The organism is Salmonella sp. NW722 (assembly GCF_051702785.1).
Classification (GTDB): Bacteria; Pseudomonadota; Gammaproteobacteria; order Enterobacterales; family Enterobacteriaceae; genus Salmonella; species Salmonella enterica.
In genome coordinates this window covers 295,711-313,955 of sequence record NZ_JAMMIN010000006.1, presented here as the reverse complement: position 1 = coordinate 313,955, position 18,245 = coordinate 295,711, and the positions used below count along the sequence as shown (strand labels likewise).

At 53.9% G+C, this 18,245-nt stretch carries 12 protein-coding genes and 1 pseudogene; 4 read left to right on the top strand and 9 right to left on the bottom strand.

Annotation, left to right across the window (positions count from 1 at the left end):
* Positions 1 to 70 precede the first annotated feature (70 nt).
* The 3 genes from NA330_RS16955 to NA330_RS16945 are packed head-to-tail and all read left to right on the top strand — an operon-like array spanning position 71 to position 4,066.
* A complete protein-coding gene (locus NA330_RS16955; RefSeq protein WP_001518078.1) occupies positions 71 to 1,405 on the top strand; it encodes an MFS transporter in 1,335 nt (444 codons plus the stop codon).
* Positions 1,402 to 3,117: a dihydroxy-acid dehydratase gene (gene ilvD / locus NA330_RS16950; protein ID WP_000078493.1), complete on the top strand. Its 1,716-nt coding sequence runs from the start codon at positions 1,402 to 1,404 to the stop codon at positions 3,115 to 3,117. Before NA330_RS16955 ends, ilvD begins: the two co-directional genes overlap by 4 nt.
* Before the next feature lie 43 nt (positions 3,118 to 3,160).
* Positions 3,161 to 4,066 carry a dihydrodipicolinate synthase family protein gene (locus tag NA330_RS16945; protein ID WP_000192193.1) on the top strand — a complete coding sequence of 302 codons (906 nt, stop codon included), beginning with the start codon at positions 3,161 to 3,163 and terminating at the stop codon, positions 4,064 to 4,066.
* 43 nt (positions 4,067 to 4,109) lie between these two features.
* Here NA330_RS16945 and NA330_RS16940 read toward each other — a convergent pair whose 3' ends face one another.
* The 7 genes from NA330_RS16940 to asd all read right to left on the bottom strand — a co-directional run bounded on the left by NA330_RS16940 (position 4,110) and on the right by asd (position 15,866).
* Positions 4,110 to 4,865 carry an IclR family transcriptional regulator gene (locus NA330_RS16940; RefSeq protein WP_000724553.1) on the bottom strand — a complete coding sequence of 252 codons (756 nt, stop codon included), beginning with the start codon at positions 4,863 to 4,865 and terminating at the stop codon, positions 4,110 to 4,112.
* A 177-nt stretch (positions 4,866 to 5,042) separates the two neighbouring features.
* Positions 5,043 to 7,490: a glycogen phosphorylase gene (glgP, locus tag NA330_RS16935; protein ID WP_000993420.1), complete on the bottom strand. Its 2,448-nt coding sequence runs from the start codon at positions 7,488 to 7,490 to the stop codon at positions 5,043 to 5,045.
* Positions 7,491 to 7,509: 19 nt separating this feature from the next.
* Positions 7,510 to 8,943: a glycogen synthase GlgA gene (gene glgA / locus NA330_RS16930; RefSeq protein WP_001197669.1), complete on the bottom strand. Its 1,434-nt coding sequence runs from the start codon at positions 8,941 to 8,943 to the stop codon at positions 7,510 to 7,512.
* Positions 8,943 to 10,238, bottom strand: a complete 1,296-nt coding sequence (gene glgC, locus NA330_RS16925) for a glucose-1-phosphate adenylyltransferase (RefSeq protein ID WP_000253994.1) — start codon at positions 10,236 to 10,238, stop codon at positions 8,943 to 8,945. The genes glgA and glgC overlap by 1 nt, the downstream gene beginning before the upstream one ends.
* Positions 10,239 to 10,252: 14 nt before the next feature.
* The gene (gene glgX / locus NA330_RS16920; protein WP_000192491.1) at positions 10,253 to 12,229 is read right to left on the bottom strand and encodes a glycogen debranching protein GlgX; all 1,977 of its coding nucleotides are present in this window, start codon (positions 12,227 to 12,229) and stop codon (positions 10,253 to 10,255) included.
* A complete protein-coding gene (gene glgB, locus NA330_RS16915) occupies positions 12,226 to 14,412 on the bottom strand; it encodes a 1,4-alpha-glucan branching enzyme (RefSeq protein WP_000098553.1) in 2,187 nt (728 codons plus the stop codon). The genes glgX and glgB overlap by 4 nt, the downstream gene beginning before the upstream one ends.
* Positions 14,413 to 14,759: 347 nt before the next feature.
* Complete coding sequence (asd, locus tag NA330_RS16910; RefSeq protein WP_000799940.1) at positions 14,760 to 15,866, bottom strand: aspartate-semialdehyde dehydrogenase; 1,107 nt, start codon at positions 15,864 to 15,866, stop codon at positions 14,760 to 14,762.
* Positions 15,867 to 16,100: 234 nt separating this feature from the next.
* Here asd and NA330_RS16905 point away from each other — a divergent pair.
* A pseudogene (locus NA330_RS16905) lies at positions 16,101 to 16,175 on the top strand (MarC family protein); the annotation flags it as partial.
* Between the two features lie 114 nt (positions 16,176 to 16,289).
* Here NA330_RS16905 and gntU read toward each other — a convergent pair.
* Positions 16,290 to 17,630 carry a gluconate transporter gene (gntU, locus tag NA330_RS16900; RefSeq protein WP_000105950.1) on the bottom strand — a complete coding sequence of 447 codons (1,341 nt, stop codon included), beginning with the start codon at positions 17,628 to 17,630 and terminating at the stop codon, positions 16,290 to 16,292.
* Positions 17,627 to 18,160, bottom strand: coding sequence for a gluconokinase (gene gntK / locus NA330_RS16895; RefSeq protein ID WP_000108340.1), 534 nt, complete (start codon positions 18,158 to 18,160; stop codon positions 17,627 to 17,629). The genes gntU and gntK overlap by 4 nt, the downstream gene beginning before the upstream one ends.
* Positions 18,161 to 18,245 lie beyond the last annotated feature (85 nt).

Below are 18,245 nucleotides of genomic sequence, written 5' to 3'. Positions count from 1 at the left end.
TCGGCATAGTGTCAATATACAGAACAGTAGTTCCATATACAGAACAAATTTTTGATACTAAAGGGATGCAATGATGAGCATTGAAATAGAGAAACCGACCACACGAGGGCGCTGGCTGCATATTATTCCAGCCACGATCCTCGTTTATATCGTGGCCTATATGGACAGGACCAATATCGCCATTGGGATCGCAGGCGGCATGGATGAAGATTTAGGCATGACGGCTTCTTTTGCCGGTCTGGTCGCCGGGATCTTCTTTATTGGTTATATCTTCCTGCAAATTCCCGGCGGTCAGATAGCCGAGCGGCTAAGCGCCAAAAAGTTAATTGCCTGGACAATCGTCGCCTGGGGTGGCTTTGCCCTGCTGACCGGTTTTGTTCAGACACCGACGCAGTTGTTGATTATTCGCTTTGTGCTCGGCGTGGCGGAAGGTGCTGTGTATCCCGCCATTCTGGCGCTGATTGGCCACTGGTTCCCAAATGAGGAGCGCGCCAGGGCTATCGCCTATTTCCAGATGAACCTGGCCGTCGCTTCTATTATTACCGGGCCGCTTTCCGGCTGGCTTATTGAAACCTACGGCTGGCGGGAGATGTTTATCATCGAAGGCTTGCTCTCTCTGGGACTGCTCTTTGTCTGGCTACCTTTGGTTTCCGATCACCCGCATCAGGCAAAGTGGCTGGATCCGAAAGAGCGCGCCTGGATCGAACAAAAATTGCTGGCCGATCGCGCGTTGAGTATTGGCGGAGAGCAAAGCAGCATTCGCGGCGTATTAAAAAGCATCAACCTGTGGAAGCTTGTCGGTATCTATTTCTTCGTACAGGTCGGCTTCTATGGCTTCGCGCTATGGATGCCAAATCTGATTAAACACCTGACCGGCAGCGGCATGACCATCGTTGGGGTACTCACTGCGGCGCCTTACGTTCTGTGCATTATCGGTCAGTATTACATCGCCAAATGGTGTGATAAGACGATGAATCGCCGCCTTTACACGGCTATTCCTCTGCTGGGTTTCGCGGTCTGCCTCGCCCTCTCCTTATTACTGAAAGATAACGTCTGGCTCGCCTACGGCATGATGGTTATTTGCGGGTTCTTCCTGCAAGCCTATGCCGGTCCATTCTGGACGCTGCCGCCATTACTCTTCGCCCCCAACGTTCTGGGCGGCGTGCGCGGCACGATCAACGCCCTGGGCAACATTGGCGGCTTTATCGGTCCGTACCTCGTCGGGCTGTTAACGGTGACGTTCTCGCAAACAGCAGGAATGACCGTACTGGTTGCCGCACTGCTTATCGCCGTTGGACTGCTTTTCAGCTTGCCTTCTGTTACCGCTCGTCCTGCAGGTAGCAGCAACACACCTAACACCTCGACGCCGGGTGCGTCACTTAAACAGGAAGGAATCGCCAAATGAGCCAAAAATGTCAACATGCTCGCGATCTGTGGTCGCAGCTCGACGCCCTGCGTCTTGGAATGAATTACAGCAAAGAAGATGTCAATAAACTGCAGGTCCTGGTGGATGATTGCTATGGCGAAAGTCATCCGGGCAGTTTCCATCTTAACCAACTGGGCGATGAAGCCGTGCTGGGTGTTCATGAAAGCGGCGGTCGCGCGGTCCGTCACCATGTGACGGATATCTGCGACGGCTGGGGTCAGGGCCACGATGGGATGAACTACATCCTGGCATCTCGAGAAGCCATTGCCAACATGGTCGAAATTCATGCCTCAGTGGTGCCTTATGATGCTGGTATTCTGATCTCAAGCTGCGATAAATCTATCCCGGCGCATCTGATTGCCGCCGCACGCCTGAACCTGCCGCTGCTGCATATTCCCGGCGGTTCTATGCGTCCGGCACCGAATATGAGTACTTCTGACCTCGGCGGGATCACTGCTAAGTTGAAGAAAGGCGAAATCGGCATTCAGCAAGTGGAAGCCATGCAGCAATGCGGTTGCCCCACCGCCGGAGCCTGCCAGTTTATGGGAACGGCCAGTACCATGCAGTGCATGTCGGAGGCCTTGGGGCTGGCCCTGCCAGGCAGCGCTTTGCTGCCATCGACCCTGGCGGAAATTCGCCGCGTTGCCAGAACCGCAGGCCACCAGGCGCTGTATCTGGCGGAGAAAAATATCACCACCCATAAGATCCTGACTCCTGCGGCGTTTGAAAATGCTATCAAAGTCCATGCTGCTATTGGTGGCAGCACCAATGCGATGATCCACCTTCCGGCCATCGCTCATGAACTTGGATGGGAGCTGAAGCCCGAACTGTTTGATCGGATCAATAACGAAATCCCTTATCTGACCAATATTCAGCCCAGCGGTGAATACGTTACCGAAATGATGTGGTTCGCTGGCGGCGTGCCAATGGTGCAATGGTATCTGCGCGATTATCTGGATCTTGATGTTCTTACCGTGACTGGCCGTACGCTCGGCGACAACCTGGAAATGCTCCATCAATCCGGCTTCTTTACCCGCAACCACGGTTACCTCAACAATTACAAAGTCAGTCCGGAGGCGGTAATCCGTAAACCAGAAAATGCCACCAAAAAAGGGTCGATTGCGGTACTGAAAGGCAACATCGCGCCTGAAGGAGCGGTCATTAAATACGCGGCCTGTGCGCCGGATATGCACCACCATACCGGTCCGGCTCGGGTCTTTAACTCCGAAGAAGACGCTCAGCAGGCCATCATCCATAACCATATCGAACCCGGAGACGTCATTTTCATTCGCTACGAAGGCGCAAAAGGCTCTGGCGCACCGGAAATGCTGATGACCACCGATGCCATCGTGTATGACAAACGCCTCGACGGAAAAGTCGCATTGATTACCGACGGTCGTTTCTCTGGAGCGACCAGCGGGCCATGTGTCGGACACGTCTCGCCAGAAGCCGCTGATGGCGGGCCGATTGCCCTGGTGGAAGATGGTGATTTAATCGAAATGGATGTGAAAGGCCGCAAGCTCAATATTGTAGGGATCGACGGGATGCCTAAAACAGAAGAGGAAATACGCCGCTGTCTTGAAGAGCGTCGAGCAAGCTGGAAGAAACCTGATTATTCAAACCGTCGCGGCGTCTTTAAACAGTTCACCGCTAATGCAACATCATTAATGGCCGGAGCCTGGCTTAAATAATATCCCTGGCGGGCTACGGCTCGCCTGTTTTAAGGATCAATACATGACTCAGATTACGAAATTTCACGGCGTATTTCCGCCAGTTCCGACCATTGTTAATGCGCAGGGAGAGTTAGATAAAGTCGGCATGGCAACCTTGCTGGATCATCTTATTGCAAGCAAGGTCAATGGCGTATTACTGCTGGGCAGCGGGGGGGAATTTTGCCATATGACCAATGCGCTGCGTCTGGAAACCGCAGAGTTTTGCGTCCGTCATATTAACCGCCGTATTCCAGTACTATTAGGTATTAGCAGCACCAGCACGCAGGAAGTGATTGAGTATGGTCAGCATGCCGACCGACTCGAAGTCGATGCCGTGCTGGTACTCAATCCCTACTATGCCAGATTGACCGATGAGTATATTTATCATCATTTCAAAACCGTGGCTAATAACATAAAAAGCCCGGTCATTCTCTACAACTTTCCAGCATTGACGGGGCAGGACCTTAGCGTTGATTTAATTACCCGGCTGGCGCAGGATCACCCCAATATTATCGGCATTAAGGATACCGTTGATAATATCAGCCATATTCGTGAAATCATCAATAATGTCAGGCCAGTGCGTCCGGACTTCGTTATTTTCTCCGGCTATGATGAATATATGATGGATACGCTTATCTTAGGCGGCAACGGCGGGATCCCAGCGACAGCGAACTTTGCGCCGCAGCTAACCTGCGGGATCTACCGCGCGTGGTGTGAAAAAGAGTATGAGACAATGTTCGGATTACAGCGCAGGCTGTCCGCGCTTTCCACTATTTACAGCCTGGATTCACCTTTCTTCGGGATAATCAAAAAGGCAATTCAGCTTAGCGGAGTCGATATTTCAACTCATGTAATGCCCCCCGTTTTGCCGGCAAATGAAGAACATATTTCGAATTTGAAGCAGATCTTACAGCGTGCGGGACTTTAAGCGATGACGAAAGCGGGCTTCTTGCCCGCTATGTCTTTTTATTTCAGCACATCAGACGCGTCAGGCTACGGCTGGCATCCATCATCAGCGTAGCAAGTGACTCGCGTTTATCATCGGGGATCTGGAACGTAACGCCGGATACGCTCAGGGCGGCGATCACTTTCCCCTGCGTATTGAATACCGGCACCGCAATGCAGCGCACGCCAAGGGAGTCTTCTTCGTTATCATAACCCCAGCCGCGACGGCGAATTCCGGCTAACTCCTGCTTAAGGATATTCACATCCGTGATCGTCGTATCCGTAAAACGCGTTAATATCTGATCTGGAGGCAGCAACTCCTCCAGCTCTTCCCCGCTAAGCCATGCAATCAGCACCTTTCCCAGCCCTGAGCTATGTAATGAGAGACGCTTGCCCTCCCAGCTTCGAATCACAATAGCCTGTGGGCTTTCGACTTTCAGAAGGTAAATAGGGGCATCGCCCTCCAGAACGCCAAGATGGCAGGTCAGGCCGGTGTTATCGCGAATCTCTTCAAGAATCGGTAACGCGATTTTTTTAATATCGTACTGTTCCGCCGCTTTATTACCTAATTCATACAGGCGTAGCCCCAGATAATACTTGTCTTTTTCCTGGCGTAATAACCCATGCTCCACCATGCCGTTGAGCAAAGATGAGGTACTGCTTTTCGCAATCCCTGAATTTTGATGGATCTGGGTAAACGTTGCGCCATCGCACTCCAGAAGGTAAGCAAATACGCGCATAATTTTATCGAGAGCCGGAATAGATGTCGTAATCTTTTTCATATTATTATCAATTAATTATGGATTTTTCTGCTAATACTATACACCAGTACTCAACCCTTTTTCCATGACAGAGACCAAGTGCCGCTAACAGATTCAGCAGACGAATATCGGCATACCCCCCGAATATACCACGATAAAAAACGGGGCCGTTTGGCCCCGTTCTCAAGCGTTAAACCGCTACAACCGCACCGGATCAATATGCCAGATATTTTCGGCATACTCTTTGATGGTTCTGTCCGATGAGAAGTAGCCCATATTGGCAATGTTGAGCATCGCTTTCGTCGTCCACTCTTCCGGGCGACGATACAACTCATCCACCTTATCCTGGCAGTCCACGTAGCTGCGGTAGTCCGCCAGCACCTGATAGTGATCGCCAAAGTTAATCAGCGAATCTACCAGATCGCGGTAACGACCTGGCTCTTCCGGATTAAAGACGCCGCTACCAATCTGCGTCAGTACCTGATGTAGCTCTTCATCTTTTTCATAATAGTCGCGAGGCTTATAACCCTGCCTGCGCAACGCCTCCACCTCTTCGGCAGTATTACCGAAGATAAAGATATTCTCCTCGCCGACATGCTCCTGCATCTCTACGTTCGCGCCATCCAGCGTACCAATGGTGAGCGCGCCGTTCAGAGCAAATTTCATATTACTGGTGCCGGAAGCTTCTGTCCCTGCCAGCGAAATCTGCTCAGACAGGTCGGCAGCGGGAATGATCACCTGCGCCAGGCTGACGCTGTAGTTCGGGATAAACACTACTTTCAGCTTGTCGCCAATCTGCGGATCGTTGTTAATCACTTTCGCCACGTCGTTGATCAGATGAATAATGTGTTTTGCCATGTAATAGGCGGAAGCCGCCTTACCGGCAAAAATATTCACCCGCGGCACCCAGTCAGCCTCCGGATTTTCTTTAATGCGGTTATAGCGGGTAATGACATGCAGTACGTTCATCAACTGCCGCTTGTATTCGTGAATACGCTTAATCTGCACGTCAAATAACGCTTTAGGGTTCACCACCACATTCAGTTGTTGCGCTATCACTACCGCCAGCCGTTTTTTATTTTCCAGCTTCGCCTGACGCACCGCATGATTGACCAGCGGATAATCACAATGCTGCTTCAGCTCGCTGAGCTGACTAAGATCGGTACGCCAGGTACGACCAATATTCTCATCCAGCACGTCAGACAGCGGCGGGTTTGCCAGCGCCAGCCAGCGGCGCGGCGTAACGCCGTTAGTGACGTTACAAAAACGGGTCGGAAAAATCTTCGCAAAATCCGCGAACAGCGACTGCACCATCAGGTTGGAATGGAGTTCAGAAACGCCGTTGACTTTATGGCTGACCACCACCGCCAGCCAGGCCATCCGTACCCGGCGGCCGTTCGACTCATCAATAATCGACGCGCGTCCAAGCAGGCTGGTATCGTTGGGATATTGCTCCTGCAACGTTTTCAGGAAATAGTCGTTAATCTCGAAGATAATCTGCAGGTGACGGGGCAGAATTTTCCCCAGCATATCGACAGGCCAGGTCTCCAGCGCCTCGCTCATCAACGTATGGTTGGTATAAGAGAAGACCTGACAGCACACCTCAAACGCGTCGTCCCAGCTAAATTTATGTTCATCAATCAGCAGGCGCATCAGCTCAGGAATTGACAGCACCGGATGCGTATCATTGAGGTGAATGGCGATTTTATCCGCCAGATTGTCATAGGTTTTATGCAGTTGATAATGACGGTGCAGGATATCCTGCACCGTCGCCGAGACCAGAAAATACTCCTGGCGCAGGCGTAGCTCTCGTCCGGAATAGGTGGAATCGTCCGGGTAGAGCACCCGTGAAACGTTCTCAGAGTGGTTTTTATCTTCCACCGCCGCAAAGTAGTCGCCCTGGTTGAATTTACCGAGGTTGATTTCACTACTGGCCTGCGCATTCCACAGCCGCAGTGTGTTAGTGGCGTCGGTGTCGTAACCAGGGATGATCTGATCATACGCGACGGCCAGAATCTCTTCCGTCTCAATCCAGCGTGCTTTTTTACCTTCCTGCTGAATGCGCCCGCCAAAAAGCACCTTATAGCGCGTATTGTGGCGCTTGAACTCCCACGGGTTGCCATATTCCAGCCAGTAATCCGGAGATTCTTTTTGCCGCCCGTCGACAATATTCTGCTTAAACATGCCGTAGTCGTAGCGAATGCCATACCCGCGACCCGGTAATCCTAGCGTCGCCAGCGAGTCCAGGAAGCAAGCCGCCAGCCGTCCTAAGCCGCCGTTGCCAAGCCCTGGGTCATTCTCTTCATCGATCAGCTCTTCGAGATCTAAGCCCATGGCCTCCAGCGCGCCTTTAACGTCGTCATAAATGCCCAGCGAGAGCAGCGCGTTAGAGAGAGTACGACCAATCAAAAACTCCATCGACAGGTAATAAACCTGCCGGGTTTCCTGCGATAATTGGGCTCGATTAGAACGCAACCAGCGCTCCACCAGACGATCGCGCACCGCGAACAATGTGGCGTTCAGCCATTCATGTTTATTGGCAATGACCGGGTCTTTACCAATCGTAAACATCAGCTTATAGGCAATAGAATGCTTAAGCGCCTCAACGCTGAGTGTGGGCGATGCATAAGTAAACGGAGCATTCATATAAATGATTCCTGGATGACTATTTCAAGCGATAGTACAGCTCGCGGTATGATTTCGCGGCAACTTGCCAGCTAAAATCCATCGCCATCGCCTGCCGTTGTACAAACCGCCAAAGCGAAGGCCGTGACCACAACACAAAAGCACGCCGAATCGCGCGTAGCAACGACCAGGCGTTACTGTCTTCGAAGACAAAACCGCTGGCGATACCGTCCGCCAGATTTTCCAGCGAACTGTCGGAGACCGTATCGGCCAACCCTCCGGTACGCCGCACCAGAGGCAGCGTGCCATACTTTAAGCCATATAACTGCGTTAAGCCGCACGGTTCGAAACGACTGGGCACCAGAATAACGTCCGCGCCGCCCATAATGCGATGCGAGAAAGCTTCGTGATAGCCGATCTGTACGCCAACCTGCCCTGGGTGTTCCGCCGCCGCCGCGAGGAACCCTTCCTGAAGCACCGGATCGCCCGCGCCGAGTAGCGCCAACTGCCCGCCCTGCTCCAGCAGCCCCGGTAACGCCTCCAGCACCAGATCCAGACCTTTCTGGTTGGTCAGACGGCTTACCACGGCGAACAGCGGCACTTTGTCGTTAACCTTCAACCCCATCGCAATTTGTAGCTGACGTTTGTTTTCCGCCTTCTCTTCCAGGGTATCGCGCGTGTAGCGCGACGCCAGCAGCAGATCGGATTCCGGGTTCCAGATCTTCTCATCCACGCCGTTCAGTATGCCGGACAAGCGCCCTTCCAGATGACGCTGGCGCAGCAGGCCTTCCATACCATAAGCAAACTGCGGTTCAGTAATTTCACGCGCATAGGTCGGGCTCACCGCCGTTATATGGTCGGCATAGTACAAACCGGCCTTCAAAAAGGAGAGTTGTCCGTTGAACTCCAGCCCATGCATATTAAAGAATGACCACGGCAGTTCGATGTCATCCATATGCTTTGCATAAAACATGCCTTGATAGGCCAGGTTGTGTACGGTAAAGACCGATTTCGCCGGCCGCCCGCGCGCCGCCAGATAGGCGGGCGCCAGCCCGGCGTGCCAGTCATGGGCGTGCACCACGTCGGGGCGCCAGAATGGATCAAGTCCGCAGGCCATTTCACAGCCGACCCACCCTAACAGGGCAAAGCGCAGCACGTTATCGGTATAGGCATATAAATTCGTATCGTGATAGGGACTGCCTGGACGCTCGTACAGATGCGGCGCGTCGATCAGATAAATGCCCACGCCGTTATAATGCCCGAACAGCAGCGATATCTTACCTGCGAAAGTATCGCGGCGGCTCACCACATGCGCGTCGGGTATCCCCCGACGGATATCGGGAAATCCTGGAAGCAGAACGCGAACATCAACACCATCCGCAATTTGTGCCGCAGGCAACGCGCCTATCACATCCGCCAGCCCCCCAGTCTTCAGCAGGGGGAACATCTCTGAACATACATGTAAAACCTGCATTATCGCTCCTGTTTGACCTGCAGTTTGCGCAGCATTTCACGCGTGACCAGTACAATACCTTCTTCTGAACGGTAGAAACGACGAGCGTCCTCTTCCGCATTTTCACCAATCACCATGCCTTCCGGGATAATACAGGCACGGTCAATAACACAGCGACGTAAACGGCAGGAGCGTCCTACCCAAACCTCAGGTAACAACACTGCCGAATCAATATTACAAAAAGAATTTATTCTCACCCGTGGGAAGAGCACAGATTGCACCACCACCGAACCGGAGATAATGCAGCCGCCGGAGACCAGCGAGTTCAGCGTCATACCGTGGCTACCGGAGCGGTCCTGCACGAATTTCGCAGGCGGTAGCGATTCCATATGCGTACGGATAGGCCAGTTCTGGTCATACATATCCAGCTCCGGCGTCACCGAGGCTAAATCCAGGTTCGCCTTCCAGTAAGCTTCCAGCGTACCTACATCGCGCCAGTACGGTTCGGCTTGTGGATCGGACTGCACGCAGGAGAGCGGGAAAGGATGCGCGTAAGCCATACCTTCGCGGGTGATTTTGGGGATAATGTCTTTACCGAAATCGTGGCTGGACGCGTCATCTTTATCGTCTGCCGCCAGCAATTCATACAGGTAATCGGCGTCAAAAACGTAAATGCCCATACTGGCCAGCGCTTTGCTGGCGTCACCAGGCATTGCGGGGGGATTCGCCGGTTTTTCGACAAAATCAATAATCTTGTCGCTTTCATCGACCGCCATCACGCCGAACGCCGTCGCTTCTTTGATCGGCACCGGCATACAGGCCACCGTGCAACGCGCGCCCTTTTCAACGTGATCGATCAACATACGCGAGTAGTCCTGCTTGTAGATATGATCGCCTGCCAGGATGACGACATATTCCGCTTTATAGCGACGAATAATATCCAGGTTCTGGGTCACCGCGTCTGCCGTGCCGCGATACCAGTTTTCGCCCTTCATACGCTGTTGGGCTGGCAGCAGATCGACAAATTCGTTCATCTCTTCGCTAAACAGTGACCAGCCGCGCTGAATATGCTGCACCAGCGTATGGGACTGATACTGAGTGATCACGCCGATACGGCGAATCCCGGAGTTCAGACAATTAGATAAGGCGAAATCGATGATGCGGAACTTCCCGCCAAAGTGGACGGCTGGTTTGGCGCGTTTGTTCGTTAAATCTTTTAGACGCGTGCCGCGGCCGCCGGCCAGGATTAGGGCAACAGATTTCAGTGGCAGCTGGCGCGCCAACATTACACGATCGTTCTTCTCTAAACTCACCATGATTAACTCCTTTTTTATCCTCTCTGGAACACACACAGTCCATGCGCAGGTCCCTGCCAGACCGCCGTTATCACCGGATTATCCTCTCCAGCGAATGGGGGAACGGCGCGCCATTCCCCTTCGGGTAAAACTATATCTGTCACCTCAAGCGTGGCATTTATCGCAATCAGAAAACGGTCCGACAACAGAATTTGCATCAGCTTAGGCCCGTTTTGCCACTCATCCGCACTCAAGGGTTGCGCGTTTTTATTTAGCCAACGCACGTTGCCATCGCCTTCTTCCCACCAGCTATTGCCGGTTAAAGCCGGTATCTGCTGACGCAAACGAATCAGCGCGGCGGTAAACGTGGTTAACCCACGATTTGCCTGCTGCCAGTCCAGCCAGGTTAAGGCATTATCCTGACAGTAGGCGTTATTGTTGCCGTGCTGGCTATGGCCGTGTTCATCGCCTGCCAGCAGCATCGGCGTTCCCTGAGAGAGCAGTAGCGTCGCCAGCAGGGCATGAATGCTGTCGCGCCGCCGCTCCATTAAATCAAGCGGACCGCCTAATCCTTCTTTACCATGATTGTCGCTGTAATTGCTGTTGGTGCCGTCGCGATTTTCCTCACCGTTCGCCTCATTGTGTTTCTGATTGAAACAGACGCAGTCCCGGAGCGTAAAACCGTCATGCGCCGTGAGCAGATTGACAGAGGCGCCGGGCGCGCGGCCATTGCGTTTAAACACATCGCTGGAAGCGGCGAAACGACAGGCAAACTCCCCGGTCGTCAGGTTACGCGGCAACCAGAATCGGCGGGCCGCATCGCGAAAATGGTCGTTCCACTCGGCAAACGGAGGCGGAAAATTCCCGACCTGATAGCCGCCCTCGCCAATATCCCACGGTTCAGCAATCAGCTTGACCGTTGATAACACAGGACACGCTTTAATCGCGGCGAACAGCGGCGCATCCTGGCGAAACGTCGGCGTGCGCCCCATGACGGACGCCAAATCAAAACGAAAACCATCGACATGACAGGTTTCCACCCAATAGCGCAAACACTCGCACGCGTATTCCACCACGCCGGGATGGCTTAAATTGAGCGTGTTGCCGCACCCCGTCCAGTTGTGATAATCGCCATCGTCCCTTATCCAATAATAGCTACGGTTATCAATTCCGCGCAGGGAGAAGGTTGGACCGTCCAGATCCAGCTCGGCGCTATGGTTTAATACGATGTCCAGAATGACCTCAATCCCCGCGCGATGCAGCGCTTTCACCGCATCGCGAAACTCGTCCAGCGCCGTCTCGGGCGAACTGGCCCAGGCGGGATGCAGCGCGAACATCGCCATCGGGTTGTAACCCCAATAATTGGTCAGCCCCATACGTTGCAGGCGCGGCTCGCTGGCAAACTGCGCCACCGGCAACAGTTCCAGCGCCGTAATGCCAAGCTGTTTGAAATACGCCACCATGACCGGATGACCGAGCGCTTTATAGGTGCCGCGTATCTCCTGGGGGAGTTCCGGATGCAGGTAGGTAAGCCCTTTGACATGCGCTTCATAGATGACCGTTTTTCCCCACGGCGTGCGCGGCGCGGCGTCATCTTCCCAGTCATAATGGTCGCTGATTACCACGCTTTTCGGCGCCACCGCCGCGTTATCGCGGTAGTCCGGTTCATCGTGTCCGCCGTGCAACAGCGGATGATCTTTTAGTTCGCCCTCGACCCGGCGCGCATAAGGGTCAAGCAGTAACTTCGCCGGATTAAACCGATGCCCCTGCGCTGGCTGCCACGGGCCATGTACGCGATAGCCATAGCGCAAACCTGGCCTGGCGCCTGCCAGATAACCATGCCAGACATCGCCGCGACGTCCTGGCAGGTCATAGCGACGCTCATTCCCTCGGGAATCAAAAACGCACAGCTCTACGCGCTCCGCATGGGCGGAAAAGAGCGTGAAATTCACGCCATGACCGTCATACGTTGCGCCATGCGGCGTTGCTTCGCCGATCGCAAGCTGCGTCATTCCCCCTCCCGCATCAGCCAGATCGTCGCCAACGGCGGTAACGTCAGGCTAAGAGAGTGCTGACGGCCATGGCTTTCGATCTCATCGCTGTGCACCACGCCGCCATTGCCGGTGTTGCTACCGTGATAATGCATCGAATCAGTATTGAGAATTTCACGCCAGCGTCCCGGCTGGTTGATGCCAAAGCGGTAGTCGTGGCGAGGCACGGGCGTAAAGTTGCTGGCGACGATGATCTCGTTACCGGCTTTATCACGGCGTACAAAAATCAGTACCGAGCGTTCATTGTCATCGACCACCAGCCACTCAAAGCCGTAAGCATCAAAATCCAGCTCATGCAACGCTTTATGGTGGCGATAGGTGTGGTTGAGATCGCGTACCAGACGCTGAACCCCGTGGTGCCAGTTATCGCCCCCCTCCAGCAGGTGCCAGTCGAGGCTGGCGTCATGGTTCCACTCGCGTCCCTGGGCAAACTCATTCCCCATAAACAGCAGTTTCTTGCCGGGGAAGGCCCACATCCAGCCATAATAGGCGCGCAGGTTAGCGAATTTTTGCCACGCATCGCCCGGCATACGATCGAGAATGGATTTCTTGCCGTGAACCACCTCATCGTGCGACAGCGGCAGAACAAAGTTTTCGGTATGGTTGTACAACATACCAAAGGTCAGCTTGTCGTGATGATACTGGCGGTACACCGGGTCCAGCTTCATGTAGTCCAGCGTGTCGTGCATCCAGCCCAGATTCCACTTGTACCAGAACCCCAGGCCGCCCGTTTCCGGTGGACGCGTCACGCCAGAGAAGTCTGTCGACTCTTCCGCCATGCTGACCGCGCCGGGCACCTGCTCGCCAATAATGCGGTTGGTATTACGCAGAAACTCAATGGCTTCCAGGTTTTCACGACCGCCGAACTCGTTCGGTATCCACTCGCCCTCTTTGCGGCTGTAGTCGCGGTAGATCATAGAGGCCACCGCATCAACACGCAGCGCATCAATCCCAAAACGCTCCATCCAGTACAGAGCGTTACCCACCAGATAATTACTGACTTCACGACGACCATAGTTGTAGATCAGCGTATTCCAGTCCTGGTGATAGCCCTCGCGCGGGTCGCTGTGCTCATAGAGGTGGGTGCCGTCAAACTCCGCGAGGCTAAATTCATCGGACGGGAAATGGCCCGGCACCCAGTCGAGAATGACGTTAAGGCCCGCCGCATGGGCCGCATTGATGAAATAGCGGAAGTCGTCCCGCGTACCAAAGCGGCGGGTCGGCGCGTAGAGGCCGGTCGGCTGGTAGCCCCAACTGCCGTCAAACGGATGTTCGTTGACCGGCAAGAGTTCAAGGTGCGTAAAGCCCATCCATTTGGCGTAAGGCACAAGCTGATCCGCCAGCTCACGATAACTCAGCCAGAAATTGTTATCCGTATGGCGGCGCCATGAACCTAAATGCACCTCATAAATCGAGATCGGCGCATCAAACTGATTGGCTTTTTGTCGTTCTTCGCTTGGCGTCACTTTCTCCGGCAGTCCGCAAATCATCGACGCCGTTTCCGGACGCATCTGCGCCTCAAAAGCATAGGGATCGGCTTTAATGCGCAGATTACCGTTCGCATCAAGCAGCTCGAATTTATACAGTTGTCCATTATGCGCGCCGGGGATAAACAGCTCCCAAATACCGCTCTCTTTGCGCAGACGCATCGGGTGGCGACGCCCATCCCAATAGTTGAATTGCCCGACAACCGAAACGCGACGAGCATTAGGCGCCCAGACGGAGAAACGGGTGCCGGTGACGCCATCCATCGTATCGGCGTGCGCGCCCAGCGTTTCATAAGGACGCAGGTGGGTGCCTTCCGACAATAGCCAGGCATCCATTTCCTGTATTAATGGACCAAAACGGTAAGGATCGTCGATGAGGTTCTGCTGTCCGTGCCAGGTCACGGCGAGCTGATAGCGAAAGAAATTTTTACGTCGGGGTAAAACGCCGCAGAAAAAACCGCGAGCGTCGAGACATTCCAGTTTGCCGACTTTACGTCCGGTTTTGGGTTCAATCACCCATACGTCGGTGGCGTCAGGTAATAGGGCGCGGACTTCTAGTCCGGCTTGGGTCTGGTGCATTCCGAGTACGGAAAAAGGGTCCGCAAAATGTCCTGCAATTAGCGCATTAATCACGTCTCTATCGATACGACTGGACATGGTTTGTCATCCTGTTTTGTGGCGTCACTCCATCTCACTGAATTCAACATCAGGTAGTGACACTTCTTTGACCTGAACGGCGCAGCACACTGTGCATCCTATCTGCGTCGTCCTACCTTCAGGTTAGGCTTAATACCCGTGGGATTAAGCTACCCTTAAAGAATAGCCAATGCTCTGCTTAACTCCTGATAAAAATGAAACATCTGCGTTTACTCCTGTATTACGCAAAAAAAAGGGTGACGATGCACCCCTGGTTTAACACAAATTCCCCCGCCGGATGGCGGCGCTGACGCGCCTTATCCGGCCTACAGAACCACACGCAGGCCCGATAAGCGCTGCAATAGCCACTACGCCAACTGGCGCAGCATTCGACGCAGCGGCTCGGCGGCACCCCATAACAACTGGTCGCCTACGGTAAACGCCGACAAGAACTCTGGCCCCATGTTCAGCTTACGCAGACGACCAACCGGCGTAGTCAACGTGCCGGTCACCGCCGCCGGGGTTAATTCGCGCATAGTGATATCACGATCGTTCGGCACCACTTTCGCCCACGGATTATGTGCCGCCAGCAGTTCTTCCACCGTTGGAATGGATACCTCTTTTTTCAGCTTGATGGTGAACGCCTGGCTGTGACAGCGCAGCGCGCCGACGCGCACACACAAACCATCAACCGGAATCACAGAGGCAGTATTGAGAATCTTGTTGGTTTCCGCCTGGCCTTTCCACTCTTCACGGCTCTGGCCGTTATCGAGCTGTTTGTCGATCCAGGGGATCAGGCTTCCCGCCAGCGGTACGCCAAAGTTATCAACCGGCAGCTCGCCGCTGCGGGTCAATGCCGTAACTTTGCGTTCAATATCAAGAATTGCGGAAGACGGCGTCGCCAGTTCATCGGCGACATGGCCATACAACTGACCCATCTGGGTTAACAGCTCGCGCATATGGCGCGCGCCGCCGCCGGAGGCGGCCTGATAGGTCGCGACGGATACCCAGTCAACGAGATTATGGGCAAAGAGACCGCCCAGCGACATCAACATCAGGCTAACGGTACAGTTACCGCCCACAAAGGTCTTCACGCCATTGTTCAGGCCGTCGGTAATCACGTCCTGGTTAACCGGGTCGAGAATAATAATGGCATCATCTTTCATGCGCAGCGTAGAAGCCGCGTCAATCCAGTAACCCTGCCATCCGCTTTCGCGCAGCTTTGGATAAATTTCGTTGGTATAATCGCCGCCCTGGCAGGTCACGATGATATCGAGCGCTTTTAGCGCATCCAGATCAAAAGCGTCCTGTAGCGTACCGGTGGAGGTGTCGCCGAAGGTGGGCGCCGCCTGTCCAAACTGGGAGGTAGAAAAGAAAACAGGGCGAATAGCGTCGAAATCGCGCTCCTCTACCATGCGTTGCATGAGAACAGAGCCGACCATTCCGCGCCAGCCGATAAAACCAACATTTTTCATAGCGTTTTTTTCCTGCAAAGAGATGTGCTGTGTATGCGCGCCAGTATCCTGTGGCGCATCCTTCACCATACAAAAAGCAGCCAAAGTCGCAAGTGAAATTAATCAATGATAGCGAAGCCATCAGTAATGCGACTTATCCTGCCTTACCGCGCAAGCAGAAAGTCCAGTGGCGATTATCAGGGAATTTGCGTTAGGAAGGGAATCATTTCCGTCGCTGTTTTATTGATCCTAATTATGGATCAGCGTAGAAATTTGCCTGCTTTTATGCGCGTACTGAAACATGGCGAGGCAAAACGTCGTTGGGCGATTGCCATGCACACCTCAATAAAAAAACCGGGTAGCGATTACGCCTTACCCGGCTTACGGTGTCGATATGTGCCCGTTTCCAGGCCCGGTAAGCACAGCGCCACCGGGCAACAAGACTCAGCTCAGCAGTTGGAAAGCAATCATCCCGACAATCGCGCCGACCGTGCCGAGGATAGTTTCCATCATCGTCCAGGTCTTCAGCGTCTGTGCTTCGGTCGCGCCGGTAAATTTACCGAACAGCCAGAAACCGGCGTCGTTAACATGAGAAACCACAATTGAACCGCCGGCGATACAGATAGAGAGCGCAGCCATCTGCGCGCCGGAGAAATTCAGTTGCTCTATGACCGGCATCACCAGACCGACCGCGGTTAAACACGCCACGGTCGCGGAACCCTGAATGATGCGCACCGCCGCCGCCAGCACAAAGCAGGTAATGGCAATCGGCAGTCCCATACCGGTTAACGCTTCGCCCAGCGCCGGGCCGACGCCGGAGTCAACCAGTACCTGTTTGAACACCCCGCCTGCGCCAATCACCAGCAAGATAATGCCCGCCGGTTGCAGCGCGTGGCCGCAGATTTCCATCACTTTGTCTTTCGGCATCCCCTGACGCATCGCCAGGCCGTAAATCGCAACCAGACAAGCGACCAGAATCGCAGTGAAGGGGTGGCCGATAAACTCAAACCATTCGTAAGCGGTGGAACCTTCCGGCACAAAACGCGCGGCGATCGTTTTCAGCCCTACCAGCACCAACGGCAGCAGGATCAGCGACAGGCTGAAGCCGAAAGAAGGCATTTTACCTTCACCCAGATGCGGCTCGGTAATGTCGTCAGGAATACGCAGCTCAACGTAGCGGCTGATAAAATTCCCCCACAGCGGCCCGGCGATAATCATGCCAGGAATGGCGGCGCACAGCCCAATCAGGATCATCCAGCCGAAATCAGCATGCATCTGGGAAGCCAGCAGCATCGGCGCAGGCCCAGGCAACAAAAACGCCGCGGCTGCCGCCACGCCCGCAAACAGCGGAATGACCAGCTTCACCAGGTTTGTGCCGGTATGACGCGCCATAGAGAACGCCACGCTTATCAGCAGCACAATCGCCACTTCAAAGAACAGCGGAAGCGCGCAAATCAGCCCGGCCAGGCCAATCGCATAGTGCGCGCGGTTATGACCAAAGGATTTAAGCATCTTGACGGCTATCTGATCGACCGCGCCGGTTTCATGCAGAATTTTACCGAACATCGCCCCCAGCGCGACCACAATCGCCAGGAATCCCAGCGTGCCGCCCATCCCTTTTTCCATGGTCGCGGCGATTTTATCAAGCGGCATCCCTGAAAAAAGCCCCGCGCCCATTGAGACGACCATTAACGCGACGAAGGCGTGCATACGCGCCTTCATCACCAAAAACAGCAGCAGTAAGACGGAACCGACGGCGGTTAAAACCAGTGTTAATGTACTCACAGCGTACTGCCTTTATTGATGACCTCAATGGTGCTCGCCACGACGTCTTCCAGCGGCTGGTCGATATCCACCACCAGAACATCGCGTTCGTCGGCACCCGGCTCTTGCAGCGTTTCAAACTGCGTCACCAGCATTTGGGTTTTGAAGAAATGACCTTTGCGCGCTTTCAGACGGCTTTCAATGACGTCGAAATCTCCTTTCAGATAGATAAAGGAGAGGTTCGGGTTTCCCTCGCGCAGCAGGTCGCGATAGTGTTTTTTCAGTGCGGAGCAGACGATCAGCGAGATTTTATTGGTACGCTGCATCGCGAAAGCGGCGTCGTTCAGCGCCTGTAACCACGGTTTGCGGTCATCATCATTCAACGGCTCGCCGGAAGCCATTTTTTCAATATTGCAGCGCGGATGCAGAAAATCGCCGTCCAGAAACGCGGCATGAAGCTGATGCGCCACGGCGCTTGCGACAGCGGATTTACCGCTGCCTGATACGCCCATCAGAACGTAAACGTGGTGATCATGATTAGTCGTGCTCAAAGCGGGCCCCCACTCTACAAGTTGCAAAATTTGTTACGGGTAACTGTTATCGGTAACATTGTCCAACCGCACCATTCACGACGCA